This window comes from Marinobacter fuscus, assembly GCF_003007675.1.
GTDB classification, from domain to species: Bacteria; Pseudomonadota; Gammaproteobacteria; order Pseudomonadales; family Oleiphilaceae; genus Marinobacter; species Marinobacter fuscus.
The window spans coordinates 201,133-217,603 of record NZ_PXNP01000109.1 but is presented as its reverse complement, the minus strand read 5'-3'; the positions used below and the strand labels follow the sequence as shown (position 1 = coordinate 217,603).

General features: G+C 57.0%; 14 protein-coding genes. 9 read left to right on the top strand and 5 right to left on the bottom strand.

Annotated features, from left to right (window positions below; translation table 11 throughout):
* Positions 1–87: 87 nt before the first annotated feature.
* Positions 88–711 carry a TetR/AcrR family transcriptional regulator gene (locus C7H09_RS18085; protein WP_106765369.1) on the top strand — a complete coding sequence of 208 codons (624 nt, stop codon included), beginning with the start codon at positions 88–90 and terminating at the stop codon, positions 709–711.
* On the opposite strand, the gene C7H09_RS18080 is transcribed toward C7H09_RS18085, so the two are convergent.
* Entirely contained in the window at positions 699–1,196 is a 498-nt protein-coding gene (locus tag C7H09_RS18080) for an Lrp/AsnC family transcriptional regulator (RefSeq protein ID WP_106765367.1), read from the bottom strand. The genes C7H09_RS18085 and C7H09_RS18080 overlap by 13 nt on opposite strands.
* Before the next feature lie 145 nt (positions 1,197–1,341).
* On the opposite strand from C7H09_RS18080, the gene leuA reads away from it, so the two are divergent.
* Complete coding sequence (gene leuA / locus C7H09_RS18075) at positions 1,342–3,036, top strand: 2-isopropylmalate synthase (RefSeq protein ID WP_106765364.1); 1,695 nt, start codon at positions 1,342–1,344, stop codon at positions 3,034–3,036.
* Between the two features lie 98 nt (positions 3,037–3,134).
* On the opposite strand, the gene C7H09_RS18070 is transcribed toward leuA, so the two are convergent.
* From C7H09_RS18070 to xseA, 3 genes are all read right to left on the bottom strand, one after another.
* Complete coding sequence (locus C7H09_RS18070; protein WP_106765361.1) at positions 3,135–3,344, bottom strand: cold-shock protein; 210 nt, start codon at positions 3,342–3,344, stop codon at positions 3,135–3,137.
* 310 nt (positions 3,345–3,654) lie between these two features.
* A complete protein-coding gene (locus C7H09_RS18065) occupies positions 3,655–5,529 on the bottom strand; it encodes a propionyl-CoA synthetase (RefSeq protein WP_106765359.1) in 1,875 nt (624 codons plus the stop codon).
* Positions 5,530–5,625: 96 nt separating this feature from the next.
* The gene (xseA, locus tag C7H09_RS18060) at positions 5,626–6,996 is read right to left on the bottom strand and encodes an exodeoxyribonuclease VII large subunit (protein ID WP_106765357.1); all 1,371 of its coding nucleotides are present in this window, start codon (positions 6,994–6,996) and stop codon (positions 5,626–5,628) included.
* A gap of 214 nt (positions 6,997–7,210) precedes the next feature.
* Between xseA and guaB the strand changes: the two genes are divergently transcribed.
* The 6 genes from guaB to C7H09_RS18030 all read left to right on the top strand — a co-directional run bounded on the left by guaB (position 7,211) and on the right by C7H09_RS18030 (position 13,663).
* Positions 7,211–8,674, top strand: coding sequence for an IMP dehydrogenase (gene guaB / locus C7H09_RS18055; RefSeq protein ID WP_106765354.1), 1,464 nt, complete (start codon positions 7,211–7,213; stop codon positions 8,672–8,674).
* Between the two features lie 65 nt (positions 8,675–8,739).
* Positions 8,740–10,317, top strand: coding sequence for a glutamine-hydrolyzing GMP synthase (gene guaA, locus C7H09_RS18050; protein ID WP_106765351.1), 1,578 nt, complete (start codon positions 8,740–8,742; stop codon positions 10,315–10,317).
* 20 nt (positions 10,318–10,337) lie between these two features.
* Entirely contained in the window at positions 10,338–10,859 is a 522-nt protein-coding gene (tadA, locus tag C7H09_RS18045; protein ID WP_106765348.1) for a tRNA adenosine(34) deaminase TadA, read from the top strand.
* Positions 10,856–11,857: a UDP-glucose 4-epimerase GalE gene (gene galE, locus C7H09_RS18040; RefSeq protein WP_106765346.1), complete on the top strand. Its 1,002-nt coding sequence runs from the start codon at positions 10,856–10,858 to the stop codon at positions 11,855–11,857. The genes tadA and galE overlap by 4 nt, the downstream gene beginning before the upstream one ends.
* Before the next feature lie 16 nt (positions 11,858–11,873).
* Positions 11,874–13,220, top strand: coding sequence for a UDP-glucose dehydrogenase family protein (locus C7H09_RS18035; protein ID WP_106765344.1), 1,347 nt, complete (start codon positions 11,874–11,876; stop codon positions 13,218–13,220).
* Between the two features lie 17 nt (positions 13,221–13,237).
* Positions 13,238–13,663, top strand: coding sequence for an HIT domain-containing protein (locus C7H09_RS18030; protein ID WP_106765342.1), 426 nt, complete (start codon positions 13,238–13,240; stop codon positions 13,661–13,663).
* 17 nt (positions 13,664–13,680) lie between these two features.
* Here C7H09_RS18030 and fabR read toward each other — a convergent pair whose 3' ends face one another.
* The gene (gene fabR / locus C7H09_RS18025) at positions 13,681–14,307 is read right to left on the bottom strand and encodes an HTH-type transcriptional repressor FabR (RefSeq protein ID WP_106765339.1); all 627 of its coding nucleotides are present in this window, start codon (positions 14,305–14,307) and stop codon (positions 13,681–13,683) included.
* Positions 14,308–14,516: 209 nt separating this feature from the next.
* Between fabR and aspS the strand changes: the two genes are divergently transcribed.
* Entirely contained in the window at positions 14,517–16,316 is a 1,800-nt protein-coding gene (gene aspS / locus C7H09_RS18020) for an aspartate--tRNA ligase (RefSeq protein WP_106765337.1), read from the top strand.
* Positions 16,317–16,471: the final 155 nt, after the last annotated feature.

Here is a 16,471-nt window from a genome sequence, read left to right as displayed (position 1 = left end):
ATTGGCAAGGCAGTATGGGGTGCTGCTGCCTTTTATTGTCGCTGAGTGGGCGTTATTGTACGGAGCCTGTTTCACAAGGTACAGATAATGACAGACGAATCCGTTGATGTTTCACCGCGCAGGCGCCCGGTGCAGGCTCGAAGCCGGGAGCGCGTGAGCGCCATTCTCCGGCACGCGGCGAATATTTTTCATGAAACCGGGGTAGAAGGTTCCAGCATGTCGGCCATTGCCCGGGCTTCTGAAATGTCGCTGGCATCGCTTTATCGGTACTTTCCGAACAAGGCGGCCATTGTGCATGCCATCGCTGAAGAACACGTGGAAAAAATGGAAGCGGCGTTGCGGGCCAGGCTGCCTGAAGTCAGCCTGACCGAGGCCGTCGATGTTTTGATTGATCTGTTTTACGATTTCTATCGCTCCGAGCCCGCCTATTCGGCGATCTGGAGTGGTGTCGAGGCCATGCCCGAGCTTCGGGAGCTTGACCTCCGGGAGCTGTACAGTAACGCCCGGGATCTTGATGCCCGTTTGCAGCAGGAGTGCCCGGCGTTACCGACAGATCGCCGCTGGACAGCCAGCCTGTTGTTACCACGCGCTGCCGGGACGATTCTTCGACTGGCGGCAACTCTGCCGGACGACCAGGGGGCCTTGCTGGTACAGGAGATGAAAGCTATGGCCAACGCGTACCTGCAGACACTGACTGGTCAGGACAGATAGCCCAGGGGCAGGGCGGTGCTGTCAATTACCCGCCTCAGCACGAAGCTGGAATGGACGCCGCTGACCCCCTGAATGCGGGTAATGTGATTCAGCAGAAAGTGGTGGTAGTGATCCATATCCGGCACCACCACTTTCAGCATGTAGTCAGCGCTCTGGCCGGTAATCAGATAGCACTCCTGTATTTCCGGATACTCGGCCACCTGCTCCTCGAAAGCGGCAAAGCGTTCAGGAGTATGCCTGTCCATGCCGATCAGAACAATCGCGGTCAGAGACAGGCCCAGCTTTTTGTGATCAAGAATGGTTGCCGTGCGGATGATGATGCCAGCATCTTCCAGGGCTTTGACCCGGCGCAGGCAGGGGGATGGCGACAGCCCGACCTTTTCGGCCAGTTGCTGGTTGGTCAGTGAGCCATCTTTTTGGAGGTTTTCCAGGATTCGCCGGTCTGTTCGGTCAAGTTTAACCAGTGATTCATCAGTCTTCGCCATTTTATGCCCCATGTTTAAGATTTTGAGCGTTTTCGTTGCTCATTATTGTTATCGAAAGAACGTAAAAGCAACCAAATAGCGCAGTTTCATCGTTACACTGTCATTTCATCAAGCCGTTCATTTCATTTTGAAGGAATATTCCATCATGGCCTTTGATCATCGCAAATATGTTGCTTTTCAGCCGGTCGCAAAAAAAGATCGTCGCTGGCCCGACCAGGTTATTCAGCAGGCGCCTGTGTGGTGCGCCGTTGACCTTCGGGATGGCAATCAGGCGCTGGTCAAGCCGATGTCGGTGGCTCAGAAACAGCGCATGTTTGATCTGCTGGTGAAGCTCGGGTTCAAGGAAATCGAGATTGGCTTTCCAGCGGCCAGCCAGCCAGATTTCGATTTTTGCCGAAAGCTGATCGACGAGAACCGCATTCCGGAAGACGTGAAGATTCAGGTGTTGACCCAGGCACGGCCGGAGCTGATTGAGCGCACCTACGAAGCATTGCGAGGCGCCAGGCAGGCTATCGTGCACGTGTATAACTCCACCTCGACCGTGCAGCGTGAGCAGGTGTTTGGTCTGGGCCGTGATGGTATCCGGGATATTGCCGTCCGGGGTGCTGCGTTGGTTAAGGAATTGGCCAGCCAGCATCCGGAAACCGACTGGACGTTCCAGTACTCACCGGAGAGCTTTACCGGCACCGAGCTGGATTTTGCTGCCGAAGTGATCGATGCGGTGAACGAAGTATGGCGTCCGGATCAGGGGCAGCCTGTCATTATCAACCTGCCGGCAACGGTGGAAATGTCGACGCCGAACGTCTTCGCCGATCAGATCGAGTGGATATGCGACAATGTGCGTTACCGTGAACACATCACCATCAGTCTGCACACCCACAACGACCGGGGCTGCGCCGTGGCGGCGGCCGAGCTGGGTGTGATGGCCGGTGCCGACCGGATTGAGGGCACCTTGATGGGGAACGGCGAGCGCACGGGTAACATGGATCTGGTCACCATGGCCATGAACCTCTACTCCCAGGGTATAGATCCGAAGCTGGATTTGTCGGGAATGGCAGAAATCACCGAGGTGGTCGAAGCCTGTACCGAGATTTCCACCCATCCTCGCCATCCCTATGCGGGCGAGCTGGTGTTCACCGCCTTCTCCGGTAGCCACCAGGACGCCATTCGCAAATGTCTGGCGCGCCGTAACGAGGGCGATGCCTGGAACGTAGCCTATCTGCCCATTGATCCTTTCGATGTGGGACGGCGCTATGAAGAAGTGGTTCGGATTAACAGTCAGTCTGGTAAGGGTGGTGTTGCCTATGTGCTGGAGCGTGACTACGACATAACCTTGCCGCGCTGGTTACAGATCGAATTTAGCAAAGTGGTGCAGGGTGAGGCGGAGCAGAATGGCGGTGAGATCGATTCCCATACCATTCACCGTCTGTTCGAAGAGCACTACCTGAAGGTCTTTAATGGCTGGAACCTGCGCTCCTACGACTTGCATCGCGACGATGACGGCGTGCGTGCCGAAGTGGTGGTTGGCGAGGATGCGCAGCGGACGCTGCTTGAAGGTCGCGGGTTGGGAGCGGTTGAAGCCGTTTCGGATGCGCTGGCGCAGCGTTACGGGGTATCGGTGTCGGTAGAAGCCTATGACGAGTTTGCTCTGGGCGAAGGTACCAACGCCAACGCGCTTGCCTGTATTCGTTTGATGGCGAACGGCCAGCATTGCAGTGCGGCGGCGTTGGCGGAGGATACAACGTCGGCAACCTTGCAGGCATTACTGTCGGCGGTCGCTCGGGTGATGGTTAACAGTAAGGTAGACGGCGCGGTATCGCCGCAGGCCGAACCGGCCTGACCGGATTTTCCTGAAACGAAAAAAAACGGCTGGCAATGTTCATTGTCAGCCGTTTTTCGTTGAGCCCGTGAGGGGCATCAGCGTGTCAACATAACGAATTACAGGGGCGTTACGTTTTCAGCTTGCGGGCCTTTCGGGCCCTGGGTCACGGTAAACTGCACCTGCTGACCCTCGGTCAGGGTACGGAAACCGCTGGAGTTGATTGCACTGTAGTGAACGAAAACGTCACTGCCGCCTTCCTGGGCAATGAAGCCAAAGCCCTTGGATTCGTTGAACCACTTTACGTGGCCTGTTTTTGTATCGGACATTGATCTTTCCTGTCTTACTGGGTATTTGCCCTCACGGGGCCTTCTGAGCCTGCTGGACACCTGGAGCGTACTGAGGAAGGGCAACGAAAAGCCGGAGGCAGGACGTAAAGCGCATTCGCCAAATACCGCTGCAGAAGTACACAGCAAATCTCAGTATAGACCGACTTACCGGTGCGTCAATTGTTTTTTTTATGAACAGCTGGCGCTGGTAAATTGATATAAAACAAAAAGTTGGAATAGGGCAAAGGCGCCCGGCCCGGCGGTGAAACGCCAGGCCGGGTAATCGGATTGAGCCGGTTTTCCGGTGTGATCAGCCGGTGAGCTTCTCGCTGATTTCCTCAAGAATGGCCGGGTCATCAATCGTGCTGGGAACGCTGTACTCTTCCCCGTCGGCGATCTGGCGGATGATACGGCGCAGAATCTTCCCGGAGCGGGTCTTTGGCAGGCGGTCGACCACGATGGCCCGGCGGAAGCAGGCAATGGCGCCGATCTTGTCGCGCACCATTTCCACCAGCTCTTCCTCAAGCTCATCCTGGTCGATGGTGGCGCCATCCTTGATCAGCACCAGCCCCACCGGAATTTGCCCTTTCAGGTTGTCATGAACGCCAACTACGCAGCATTCGGCGATGGCCGGGTGCGATGCTACCACTTCTTCCATTTCGCCGGTGGATAGCCGGTGCCCTGCCACGTTAATAACGTCGTCGGTGCGGCCCATAATGAATACGTAGCCGTCTTCATCGACGTAGCCGCCATCACCGGAGCTGTAAAAATCAGGAATGGGTGCCAGGTAGCTGTTCCAGAAGCGGCCATCGTCTTCCCAGACGGTGGTCAGGCAACCTGGAGGCAAGGGCAGTTTGACGGCAATCTGCCCCTGTTCTCCGGGAGCAACCTGATTGCCCTGGCTGTCGACCACCTGAACGTTGTAGCCGGGAGAGGGCACGGTGGCGGAGCCGGGTTTGGTGTTCATCATTTCAATGCCGACCGGGTTGCAGCAAATGGCCCAGCCGGTTTCGGTCTGCCACCAGTGATCCAGGATTGGCAGGCCGGTGTGTTCTTTCAGCCATTCATAGGTCGGCGGGTCCAGTCGTTCGCCCGCCAGGAAGATGCGCTTGAGGCTTGAAACGTCGTAGCGTTGCAGTTGGTCGGCCTCCGGATCTTCTTTGCGAACCGCACGGAAGGCCGTGGGGGCGGTGAACAAAATATTGACCTTGTGATCCTGAATAACGCGCCAGAAGGCTCCGGCATCCGGAGTTTTGACCGGCTTGCCTTCATAGAGGATGGTTGTGCAGCCTGCGAACAGTGGGGCATAGACAATGTAACTGTGACCGACCACCCAGCCGACATCCGAGGCGGCCCAGTAAACATCACCGGGTTTTGCATCGTAGACCAGCTTCATACTGTAATTGAGGGCGACAGCATGGCCGCCGTTGTCCCGCACCACGCCTTTGGGTTTGCCGGTAGTGCCGGAGGTATAGAGTATGTAAAGCGGGTCGGTTGAACGAACCGGCACCGGGTCGGCAGGTGTGGCCTCTGCCATCAGGGTGTCCCAGTCGTAGTCACGGCCCGCTTGCAGGGTTGCTTTGGCCTGGGGCCTGGCGTAAACCACGCAGCATTCGGGTTTGTGGCGGGACTGTTCAATGGCTTTGTCGACCAGCGGCTTGTATTCGATAACCCGGTTGATCTCGATGCCGCAGGAGGCAGTGATGACTGCTTTCGGTGTGGCATCTTCTATGCGAACCGCCAGCTCGTGGGCGGCGAAACCGCCGAATACAACCGAGTGAATTGCGCCGAGCCGGGCACAGGCCAGCATTGCAATCGCGGCCTGGGGAATCATCGGCATATAGATAATAACCCGGTCGCCTTTTTCGATACCCTTTGCCTGCAGGGCGCCTGCAAACAACGCAACCTGATCGCGCAATTCGTTGTAGGTGAACGATTGCTGGCTGTTGGTGACGGGGGAATCGTATATCAGGGCTTTCTGGTCGCCGCGACCGGCCCGGATATTGGCATCGAGAGCTACGTCACAGGTGTTCAGCATGCCATCCGCAAACCATTCGCCGTGGCCGTTTTCGATTGGGCGCCAGATGATTTCCGGTTCTCTGATCCAGCTGATGTGTTTGGCCTGTTCGCTCCAGAAATCTTCCCGATTATCGATTGAGCGTCGGAATTCGGAGTTGTAACCCATGTATACCACCTCAGTTGTGACTGTTCTTGTTGTTGAATGGATCTCACAACTTTAGGAAGTTTCAGCGGTGGAGCTAGTAGACCATAGGCGTAGTCGTTATAACTTTAAGTCCTGCTGGCCTTTTTCAATACGGTCACAGACCCGTGCGGTTACCTGCCCGTGGGCCAGTTGTGCCCGGATCAGATCGCCCTCTGCCAGGTCTCCCGCATCCCGCACAATCTGATCCTGATCATTTTTGATGATGGCGTAACCCCGGCCCAGAGTAGCGAGTGGGCTGACGGCGTTGAGCGTTTGGACGGTGCTTTGCAGGCGATCCGATGTTTGTTTCAGCCTATGCCTGGTGGCCAGAGCCAATCTTTGCCGTAGGTTGTCGATACGCGCGTCCTGGGCGGTCAGGAGCCGGGCCGGGGATTGTGCCGACATACGTTGCTGCAGGTGATCTGCGCGTTGATGGCCTTGCTGCAGGCGGCGGGTGATCACCTGTCGCAGGCGCATTTCCAGTTCGTCCATTCTCTGGGCCTTATCCTGAAGATCCCGCCGGGGGTCTTTCAGGCGGGATGACAGGTGATTCAGCTGGGTTTGTAACCGTTGCAGCAGCCTCAGGCTGGCATGACCCAGGCGACTCTTCTGATCTTCCAGTTGCCTGGCCCAGGCCAGCTGATCGGGCGAGATTTTCTCTGCAGCAGCAGAGGGAGTGGGCGCCCGCAGATCGGCCACAAAGTCAGCGATGGTTACATCCACTTCGTGGCCGACCGCGCTCACGGTGGCAATCGTGCACTGGGCGATTGCCCGGGCCACGGCTTCCTCGTTAAAGCACCAGAGATCTTCCAGTGAGCCGCCGCCACGGCCAATGATGAGGACATCGGCAACGCCATGGCTCTGCGCGTTGGCGATGGCCTGAACGATATCAGCAGCAGCGGCCTGGCCCTGAACCGCCGTGGGATAGAGCGTAACCGGAATCGCCGGGCAACGGCGCCGGAGTACTGTAAGAATGTCGTGAATAGCGGCGCCGGTGGGCGAGGTAACAACGCCGATGTGTCTGGGGGTGGGAGGTATCGTTTTTTTGCTCGCTGCATCGAACAGGCCTTCACTCTGCAGCTTCGCCTTGAGCGCTTCAAAAGCCTGTTGCAGAGCGCCCAGCCCGGCCGGTTCCATGTGTTCCGCAACAATCTGGAAGTCCCCCCGGTTTTCGTACAGGGTTACCTTGCCTCTGATGCGCACCTGGTCACCCTCTTTGGGTAGTGTGCGAATTCGCTGATTGGCGCCGCGGAACATGGCGCAGCGCACCTGGCTTTTCTGGTCTTTCAGGGAAAAGTACCAGTGCCCGGACGATGGTCGGGAAAAACTGGATAGCTCGCCCTCTACCCACACCTGCATAAAGCTGGATTCAAGCAGATGTCTCGCCTGGTGATTCAGCTCGCTGACGGAAAGGGCACGGGGGCGGGTATCCGGAAAACGGGTGCTCACAGAAAATCTCCAGGGCGGGGTTATAAGCAATAGCCGAAAGAATCGGGCAAAAATAACGAAAATTCAGAAAGATGCAACCGGGCGGCAAAATTTGCGCGGTTTACTGTGCTACGGCTCCACCTTATAATAGATCGATTAAGGATTTTGTTCGGTTGCACCGCCGCGGGTGCGGCACGAGACTTCCCAATTTAGCACGTTCAAAAGGCGGATCCCAATGCTGCGAATTGCCGAAGAAGCCCTCACGTTTGACGATGTTCTGCTTGTACCTGGTTACTCTGAAGTTCTGCCCCATCAGGTGGATCTAACCACTCAGCTAACCAAAGGCATCACCCTGAATATACCGCTGGTATCAGCTGCCATGGACACTGTCACCGAGGCAGAGCTGGCGATTGCCATGGCCCAGGAAGGCGGCATCGGCATCATGCATAAGAATATGACTGCAGAACAGCAGGCAGCTGCTGTGCGCAAGGTCAAGAAGTTCGAGAGCGGTGTGGTGAAAGACCCGATCACGGTCACGCCCGATACCACCGTGCGCGAGCTGGTCGATATCACCATGGCCAACAACATTTCCGGCTTGCCGGTGGTGGATGGCGACAACCTGGTGGGCATTGTAACCGGCCGGGATATTCGTTTCGAAAGCCGCATGGACACGCCGGTGCGTGACATCATGACCGGCAAAGACAAGTTGGTGACGGTAAAAGAAGGTGCCAACCTTGAAGAAGTAAAAGAGCTTCTGCACCGACACCGGATTGAGAAAGTACTTGTGGTCAACGACGCTTTCCAGTTACGTGGCCTGATTACGGTTAAAGACATCCAGAAGTCCAAGGATTATCCGCTTGCCTGCAAAGACGAGCAGGGGCGCCTGCGGGTCGGCGCGGCTGTGGGCACGGGTGGCGATACTGAAGCCCGGGTGGCTGCACTGGCGGAAGCCGGTGTCGACGTGATTGTTGTCGATACCGCACACGGCCACTCCCGAGGCGTGATCGATCGTGTGCGCTGGGTAAAAGAAAACTACCCGGAAGTCCAAGTGGTCGGTGGCAACATTGCCACCAGCGATGCTGCTATTGCGCTTGCTGAGGCAGGTGCAGACGCTGTGAAGGTGGGCATTGGCCCTGGCTCTATTTGCACAACCCGTATTGTGGCGGGCATCGGCGTGCCGCAGATCTCGGCAGTGTCTAATGTGGCGGCGGCCTTGCGTGACCGTGGTGTTCCGCTGATTGCCGATGGCGGCATCCGCTTCTCTGGTGATATTGCCAAGGCCATTGCCGCAGGCGCATCCTGCGTGATGGTCGGCAGTCTGCTGGCTGGCACCGATGAAGCTCCCGGTGAAGTTGAGCTGTTCCAGGGTCGTACCTACAAGGCTTACCGTGGTATGGGATCTCTTGGCGCTATGGGCCAGGGTTCCAGCGACCGTTATTTTCAGGATGCCAGCAAGGGCATTGAAAAGCTGGTGCCGGAGGGTATCGAGGGTCGCGTTGCCTGTAAGGGGCCAATGCGCAACATCGTGCACCAGCTGGTCGGCGGTATTCGTGCTTCTATGGGCTACACTGGTAGCGCAAACATGAATGAAATGCGCACCAAGCCCGAGTTTGTGCGCATTACCAACGCCGGTATGCGCGAAAGCCATGTGCACGACGTGACCATTACCAAAGAAGCGCCCAACTACCGAATCGGCTAATCCTGCCCGATCACACACGGCCCGCGAAACGGGCCGTGTTGCTTATAGACAGCCCCGAGGACTCCATGGCCCAGAACATTCACGATTACCGTATTCTGATTCTCGATTTCGGTTCCCAGTACACGCAACTGATTGCCCGGCGTGTGCGTGAGATCGGTGTTTACTGTGAAATCAAAGCTTTCGATATCACAGATGAAGAACTCAACGAGTTTAATCCGAAAGGCATCATTCTTGCCGGAGGGCCGGAGTCGGTTACCCAACTGGGCGGCCCACGAGCGCCAGACGGGCTGTTTGATCGGGGTATTCCGGTACTCGGGATCTGCTATGGCATGCAAACCATGGCCGAGCAGCTTGGCGGGCGGGTTGCCAGTTCGGAAAAGCGGGAATTCGGTTATGCCCAGGTCAAGGTGCGGGCCAAGGGGCCATTGCTGGCAGATATTACCGACCACCTGACTCCGGCCGGAGACTCTTTGCTGGATGTCTGGATGAGCCATGGTGACAAGGTTGTGGCCATGCCGGATGGGTTTGAGCTGCTGGCATCCACCGAAAGTGCGCCGATTGCGGCGATGCAGGATCTCAGTCGTAACCTGTTTGGTGTACAGTTTCACCCGGAAGTAACGCACACCCTGCAGGGCAAGCGTATTCTCGAGCACTTTGTGTTGAATGTCTGTGGCTGTGAAGCGCTCTGGACACCCGCGAAAATCGTTGACGATGCTGTTCGCCAGATTCGCGAGCAGGTGGGTAGCGACAAGGTATTGCTTGGGCTGTCCGGAGGCGTTGATTCCTCGGTGACGGCGGCGCTGCTGCACAAGGCCATCGGTGATCAGCTGACCTGTGTATTTGTTGATAACGGCCTGCTTCGCCTGCACGAAGGTGATCAGGTGATGGACATGTTCGCCAGCAACATGGGTGTGAAAGTCATCCGTGCCGATGCCGAAGACCTGTTCCTGTCCAAACTGAAAGGTGTGACCGACCCGGAGCAGAAGCGGAAGATTATTGGTAATACGTTCATCGACGTGTTCGACGACGAAGCCACCCGTATTCAAGATGTGAAATGGCTGGCCCAGGGCACCATTTATCCGGATGTGATCGAATCCGCTGCGGCTAAGACCGGCAAGGCTCATGTGATCAAGTCTCACCACAATGTCGGTGGCTTGCCGGAAACCATGAAGCTGAAACTGGTGGAACCGTTACGAGAGCTGTTCAAAGACGAAGTTCGCCGGATTGGCCTTGAGCTTGGCTTGCCCTACGACATGGTTTACCGCCATCCCTTCCCGGGGCCGGGCCTCGGCGTTCGTATTCTGGGCGAGGTAAAGAAAGAGTACGCCGATATCCTGCGCCGCGCGGATGCCATTTTCCTCGAGGAATTGCACCGGGCCGATCTTTACCACAAAACCAGTCAGGCGTTCGCCGTGTTCCTGCCGGTCAAATCGGTGGGTGTAGTGGGTGATGCCCGCCGCTATGAGTGGGTCATTGCCGTCAGAGCGGTGGAAACCGTCGATTTCATGACTGCCCGCTGGGCGCGGCTGCCATACGATGTGCTGGAGACAGTATCCAACCGGATTATCAACGAGATTTCCGGTGTGTCTCGGGTTACCTACGACATCTCCTCCAAGCCGCCTGCGACGATTGAGTGGGAGTGAACGGCTAACCGGGGCGGGCAGTGTCAGATTTGAAGCAGGATGACGTCTGGATGGCCAGGGCGCTAACCCTGGCCAGGCATGCGGAAGCGCTGGGCGAGGTGCCGGTTGGCGCAGTCGTTGTTCTTGATAACAAAGAGATCGGCGCAGGCTTTAACGCGCCGATCTCCGGTTGTGACCCTACCGCCCATGCCGAAATCCGTGCGCTTCGGGATGCCGCATCGCGCGTTGGGAATTACCGCCTGGCGGGCGCCACCTTGTATGTCACCCTTGAGCCCTGCACTATGTGTGTTGGCGCTGTTGTTCATAGCCGTATCAGCCGGCTGGTGTTCGGCGCGGCCGAGCCTAAAGCTGGAGCTGTGGAATCTGCCCGTAGAACTCTGGACGAGCCGCACCTTAACTGGAAGGTTGCAGTAGCCGGAGGGGTAATGGCAGCCGAGTGCGGGCAGGTTATCTCTGCGTTTTTCAGTCGCCGGCGTAAAGAGATCCGCGAGCGGCGCCAGCAAAATCAACAACTGTTAACGAAAGGAAGCGAAACACCATGAAAGTACTGGTCACCGGCGGTGCTGGCTATATTGGTAGTCATGTGGTGCGCCAACTCGCGCACGCGGGCCATGATATTGTTATATTCGACAATCTTTCAACGGGTTATCGCTGGGCTGTTACGGCTGGTGAGCTGGTGGTGGGCGATCTGGCAGACGAAGCTGCGCTGGATAGCCTGTTCAGTGAGCACCGGTTCGATGCTGTACTGCACTTTGCCGCGCACATTGTGGTGCCGGAGTCTGTGGCCAATCCTTTGAAGTATTACAGCAACAACACCCGTAATACCCTGAATCTGCTGAAAGCGGTCGAGCGATATCAGGTGCCTTACATGGTGTTTTCTTCCACTGCTGCGGTGTATGGCATGCCGGAAGAAACGATTCTGACGGAAAATCTGCCGCTGGCGCCCATCAACCCCTACGGCGCCTCAAAAATGATGAGCGAGCGCATGATGATGGATCTGGCGGCAGCCAGCGACCTGCGGTATGTCATTTTGCGCTATTTCAATGTGGCAGGGGCGAACCCGGATGGGCTTTTGGGGCAGGCAACACCTGAAGCTACCCATCTGATCAAGGTGGCTTGTGAGTGCGTAACCGGGCAGCGCGATGGCATGAGTGTGTTTGGTACGGATTACGAGACCCGCGACGGCACCTGCATCCGTGACTACATTCACGTTGAAGACCTGGCCAAGGCGCATGTTATGGCGCTGGATTATATGGCCCGGGGTGGTGATAGCCAGGTGTTGAATTGTGGCTACGGACGCGGGTTTACCGTCCGTGAAGTGATTGATGTGGTCAAGGCGGAGTCGGGTTGCGATTTCCCGGTAACCGAAGTGGGGCGGCGCGCTGGCGACCCGGCAGCGTTGATGGCGGATAATGACCGTATCAAGCGTGTGCTTGGCTGGGCGCCGGATTACGATGACCTCAACACGATCGTGCGTAACGCGCTGGCCTGGGAAAAGATCTGGCAGGCCAAAAAGCCGGGTAACCGTTTCAACGTTTAGTTTCAGGAAGGAAAGCATGAAAATCACGATTTTTGGAACCGGGTACGTGGGGCTTGTTACCGGGGCTTGTCTGGCGGATGTCGGGCACCACGTGCTGTGTATGGATGTTGATCAGGCCAAGATTGAAAAACTGAAGAATGGCCAGATTCCGATTTATGAGCCGGGCCTGGAGCCGATTGTCCGGCACACGGTTGAGGCGGGGCGGCTGGCGTTCACCACCGATACCGAAGAGGCAGTCAGGCATGGCGCTTTGCAGTTTATTGCCGTTGGCACACCGCCTGATGAAGATGGCTCGGCAGATCTGCAATACGTGCTGGCGGTCGCCAAAGCCATTGGTGACCACATGGACGACTACAAAGTCGTGGTCGACAAATCCACGGTGCCGGTGGGTACCGGTGACAAGGTGAGGGCTGCGCTGCGATCGCGGCTCGACAAACGGGGTCTCGAGCTGGACTTCGACGTGGTCTCCAATCCGGAGTTTCTGAAAGAAGGCGCTGCGATTAACGACTTCATGAAGCCGGATCGAATTATTGTCGGCACCGACAGTGAGCGGGCGGCGGATCTGTTGCGGGAAGTGTATTATCCCTTCAACCGCAGCCATGATCGGATGATCTTTATGGACATCCGCTCCGCGGAGCTGACCAAGTACGCGGCGAATGCGCTGCTGGCTACCAAAATCAGCTTCATGAACGAAGTCGCCAACCTTGCCGAGCGACTGGGTGCGGATATCGAAGAGGTGCGTCGCGGCATTGGTTCTGATCCGCGCATCGGTTACCACTTTATCTACCCCGGGTGTGGCTACGGTGGCTCCTGTTTTCCAAAAGACGTACAGGCGCTGGCGCGCACTGCCGCAGACTGCGACTACGATGCCAGGCTGCTGAATGCGGTCGAAGCCGTTAACTACGCGCAGAAACACGTTCTGTTCGACAAGGTTTCCCATTATTTTCAGGGCAACCTTGATGGCAAGGTGGTGGCACTCTGGGGGCTGGCGTTCAAACCCAACACCGACGATATGCGCGAGGCGTCTTCCCGCACCTTGATGGAAAGTCTCTGGAAAGCCGGTGCCAGTGTTCAGGCGTTCGACCCGGAAGCCATGGAAGAAACCCAGCGGATTTATGGCGGCCAGAAGGGCCTGGTTCTGTGCGGAACCAAAGAGCAGGCGCTCAAGGATGCCGATGTGCTGGTGATTTGTACCGAATGGAAGGAGTTCCGCTCTCCGGACTTCCGAGCCATTGCCGGGGCACTGCGGGAGCCTGTTGTGTTTGATGGCAGAAATCTTTACGAGCCGGAAATGCTGGAGCGTCACGGGCTGGTTTACTACGCGATTGGCCGGGGTCGCAACCAGTTCCACTCGGCTGGCTGACACCCTGGGGGGCAACAATGTTCCAGTTGCATGAACGCCTGAAAGCCGATACTCACAATCTTGGCAGAACCCGCCTGTGTGAGGTGTTGTTGATGAATGACAGCACCTGGCCGTGGGTGATTCTGGTGCCGGCCGTGCCAGGTATCCGTGAGATTTATGAACTAGATGAAGCCCGGCAGCAGCGTTTGTTGCATGAGTCATCGCAGTTGAGCCGGGCGATGATGGCCGAGTTTTCCGGCAACAAGATGAATGTTGCGGCCCTGGGCAACATGGTTCCCCAGCTGCACCTGCACCATATTGTCCGGTTTGAGGGCGATCCTGCCTGGCCGGGGCCGGTATGGGGCAAACAGCCGCCGGTGCCCTACACGCAGGAACAGCTGCGGGATAGGGTTGGCCGACTCAACGCTGTGGTCAGTCAGCTCGCGGATCAACCAGGCTTTTAGTGTCGCAGTTACCGGAGTTACTCGCGGCCCTGCTGCCATTGTGCCAGGGTTTGCGAGCCCACCAGTATCATCCGCAGTTCGGTTTTCAGTTTCTGTTTCAGCTCTTCCCGCTCTTTTGGGGTGGCGTCCAGAGCTTCTGCGCCCTGATTGAACACCAGCGTGACCATGGCCTCGGCAACAACCCGGGCGTCTGAAAGGAGTTTGTTCTGCTCCTCGGCAAACCGGCAGAGGTCGTCTGCCAGTTCCGTGACAAAGTGGTCGATTTCTGCCTTCACGGCAGTACGGAAGGGTTTGGATACGCCAGTGCGCTCCCTGAGCATCAGCCGGAACAGGTTGGCGTTGTTATCAAGATATTCCATGAAAGTGTCGATCGATGTGGAGATGGCACTGCCATCCCGGGCAATCCGTTTGCGGGCCTGGCGCATCAATTGCCGCAGCGCTACACCGCCTTCATCCACCAGAGCCAGGCCTAATTCATCCAGTTCGGAGAAGTGGCGGTAAAAGGATGTGGGGGCAATACCGGCCTCCCGGGCAACCTCTCTCAGGCTCAGGCTGCCAAAGCCCCGATCGGCACTGAGCTGGGCAAGAGCAGCGTCCATCAATGCCCGGCGGGTTCGTTGTTTCTGCTCTGCTCTGGTGCTCAAGGTACTGCTCCGTCCGTGTTCAAAACCTGCATTCTAGCCCCCGGTATTTCTGTAGTCATCCTCATCACTGATTTGCGCGTTGGTACGCCTGATTTTCAGCGCCATTGTGTTTATAATGGGCGGCCTTTCAGCTTTCAGCGCTGCCCTGAAGAGGGCAGCACTAACGCTTTGATTTTACGCGAACACATTCAGACATTACGGGAAACGGTATGCGCAGCCATTATTGCGGTGGGATCAATGAATCCCATATTGATCAGGAAGTAACACTTTGCGGGTGGGTACATCGCCGTCGCGACCATGGCGGGGTTATTTTCCTGGATCTTCGGGACCGGGATGGTATGTCCCAGGTTGTTGTCGATCCGGATACCCCCGAGAGCTTTGCGCTGGCAGAAAAAATCCGTAGCGAGTTCGTGGTAAAGGTGACCGGTCGGGTGCGTCGTCGCCCTGCGGGAACTGAAAACAACAACATGCCGACCGGCCAGGTGGAGCTGCTCGGGAAGGAAGTGGCGATTCTCAACGCGGCGGCCACGCCTCCGTTCCCGCTGGACGAGCATGTCGACGTAGGTGAGGATGTTCGCCTGCGCTATCGTTTTGTGGACCTGCGTCGCCCGGAGATGATTAATCGTTTGCGTTTCCGTTCACGGGTAACCAGTTACATCCGTAACTTCCTCGACAGCCGTGGTTTTATGGACGTAGAAACACCGATTCTCACCCGTGCGACACCGGAAGGTGCCCGTGACTATCTGGTGCCCAGCCGTACCCATGAAGGCTCCTTCTTCGCCCTGCCGCAGTCGCCACAGCTGTTCAAGCAGCTGCTGATGGTATCTGGCGTTGATCGCTACTACCAGATTGCCAAGTGTTTCCGCGACGAGGATCTGCGGGCAGATCGTCAGCCGGAATTCACCCAGGTGGATATCGAAGCATCGTTTATCGATGAGCAGACCCTGATGGGCCTCAACGAAGAAATGGTGCGCTCACTGTTCAAGGATGTGCTTGATGTTGAGCTGCCGGAGTTTCCGCGCATGCCGTACTCGGAAGCCATGCAGCGTTACGGTAGTGACAAGCCGGACTTGCGTATTCCACTGGAACTGCAAGATGTTGAAGACCTGGTGGCCAGTGTTGATTTCAAGGTGTTCGCCGGGCCGGCAGCGGATCCCAAGGGCCGGGTAGCGGCTCTGCGCGTGCCTAAAGGTGCGGAGCTGAGCCGTAAACAGATCGATGACTACACCAAGTTCGTTGGCATATACGGTGCCAAGGGCCTCGCTTACATCAAGGTTAATGAGCTGGCCAAGGGCGCTGAAGGCCTTCAATCGCCGATTGTGAAGTTCCTGGGCGATGACGTGGCGCTGGCGATTATGGAACGTGTCGGGGCGGAAGACGGTGACATCGTGTTCTTCGGAGCCGATAAAACCTCGGTGGTGAACGAAGCCCTGGGCGCTCTGCGCATCAAGGTAGGCCACGATCTGAACATGCTCACCTGCGAATGGGCGCCGCTCTGGGTTGTCGACTTCCCGATGTTCGAGGAATTGCCGGATGGCAGTCTGACTGCGATCCATCACCCGTTCACGGCGCCGTCCTGCACACCTCAAGAGCTGGCTGATAACCCGGCTACCGCCCTGTCACGGGCGTATGACATGGTGTTGAACGGAACCGAGCTGGGTGGTGGTTCTATCCGTATTCACGATGAAAAAATGCAGGAAACCGTATTCCGCATTCTCGGTATCGGTGAAGAAGAAGCCCGTGCCAAGTTCGGGTTCCTGCTGGATGCCCTGAAGTTCGGTTGCCCTCCCCATGGTGGTCTGGCGTTCGGTCTGGACAGGTTGGTGATGCTGATGACCGGCTCAACCTCCATCCGTGATGTGATCGCCTTCCCGAAAACCCAGAGCGCTACCTGTCTGATGACTCAGGCTCCGGGTGAGGTTGACGAAAAACAGTTGAAAGAACTGCACATCCGCCTGCGTCGCTCAGCCAAGGCTGTGGACGGCAATAAGGCCGAAGACAAGTCGTAACCAAAGCAGACCGGAGGCAGCTGTTGCCTCCGGTTCCTGTCAGGAGTCTTGGTAATGGCTGAGCACAGCAAGCGGGCCGAGATCAAATACCCCAAGGCGGCCCGGGATGCCAAGCAGGGCAAGATTTTCACCAAAACAACACGTGAGATGACGAC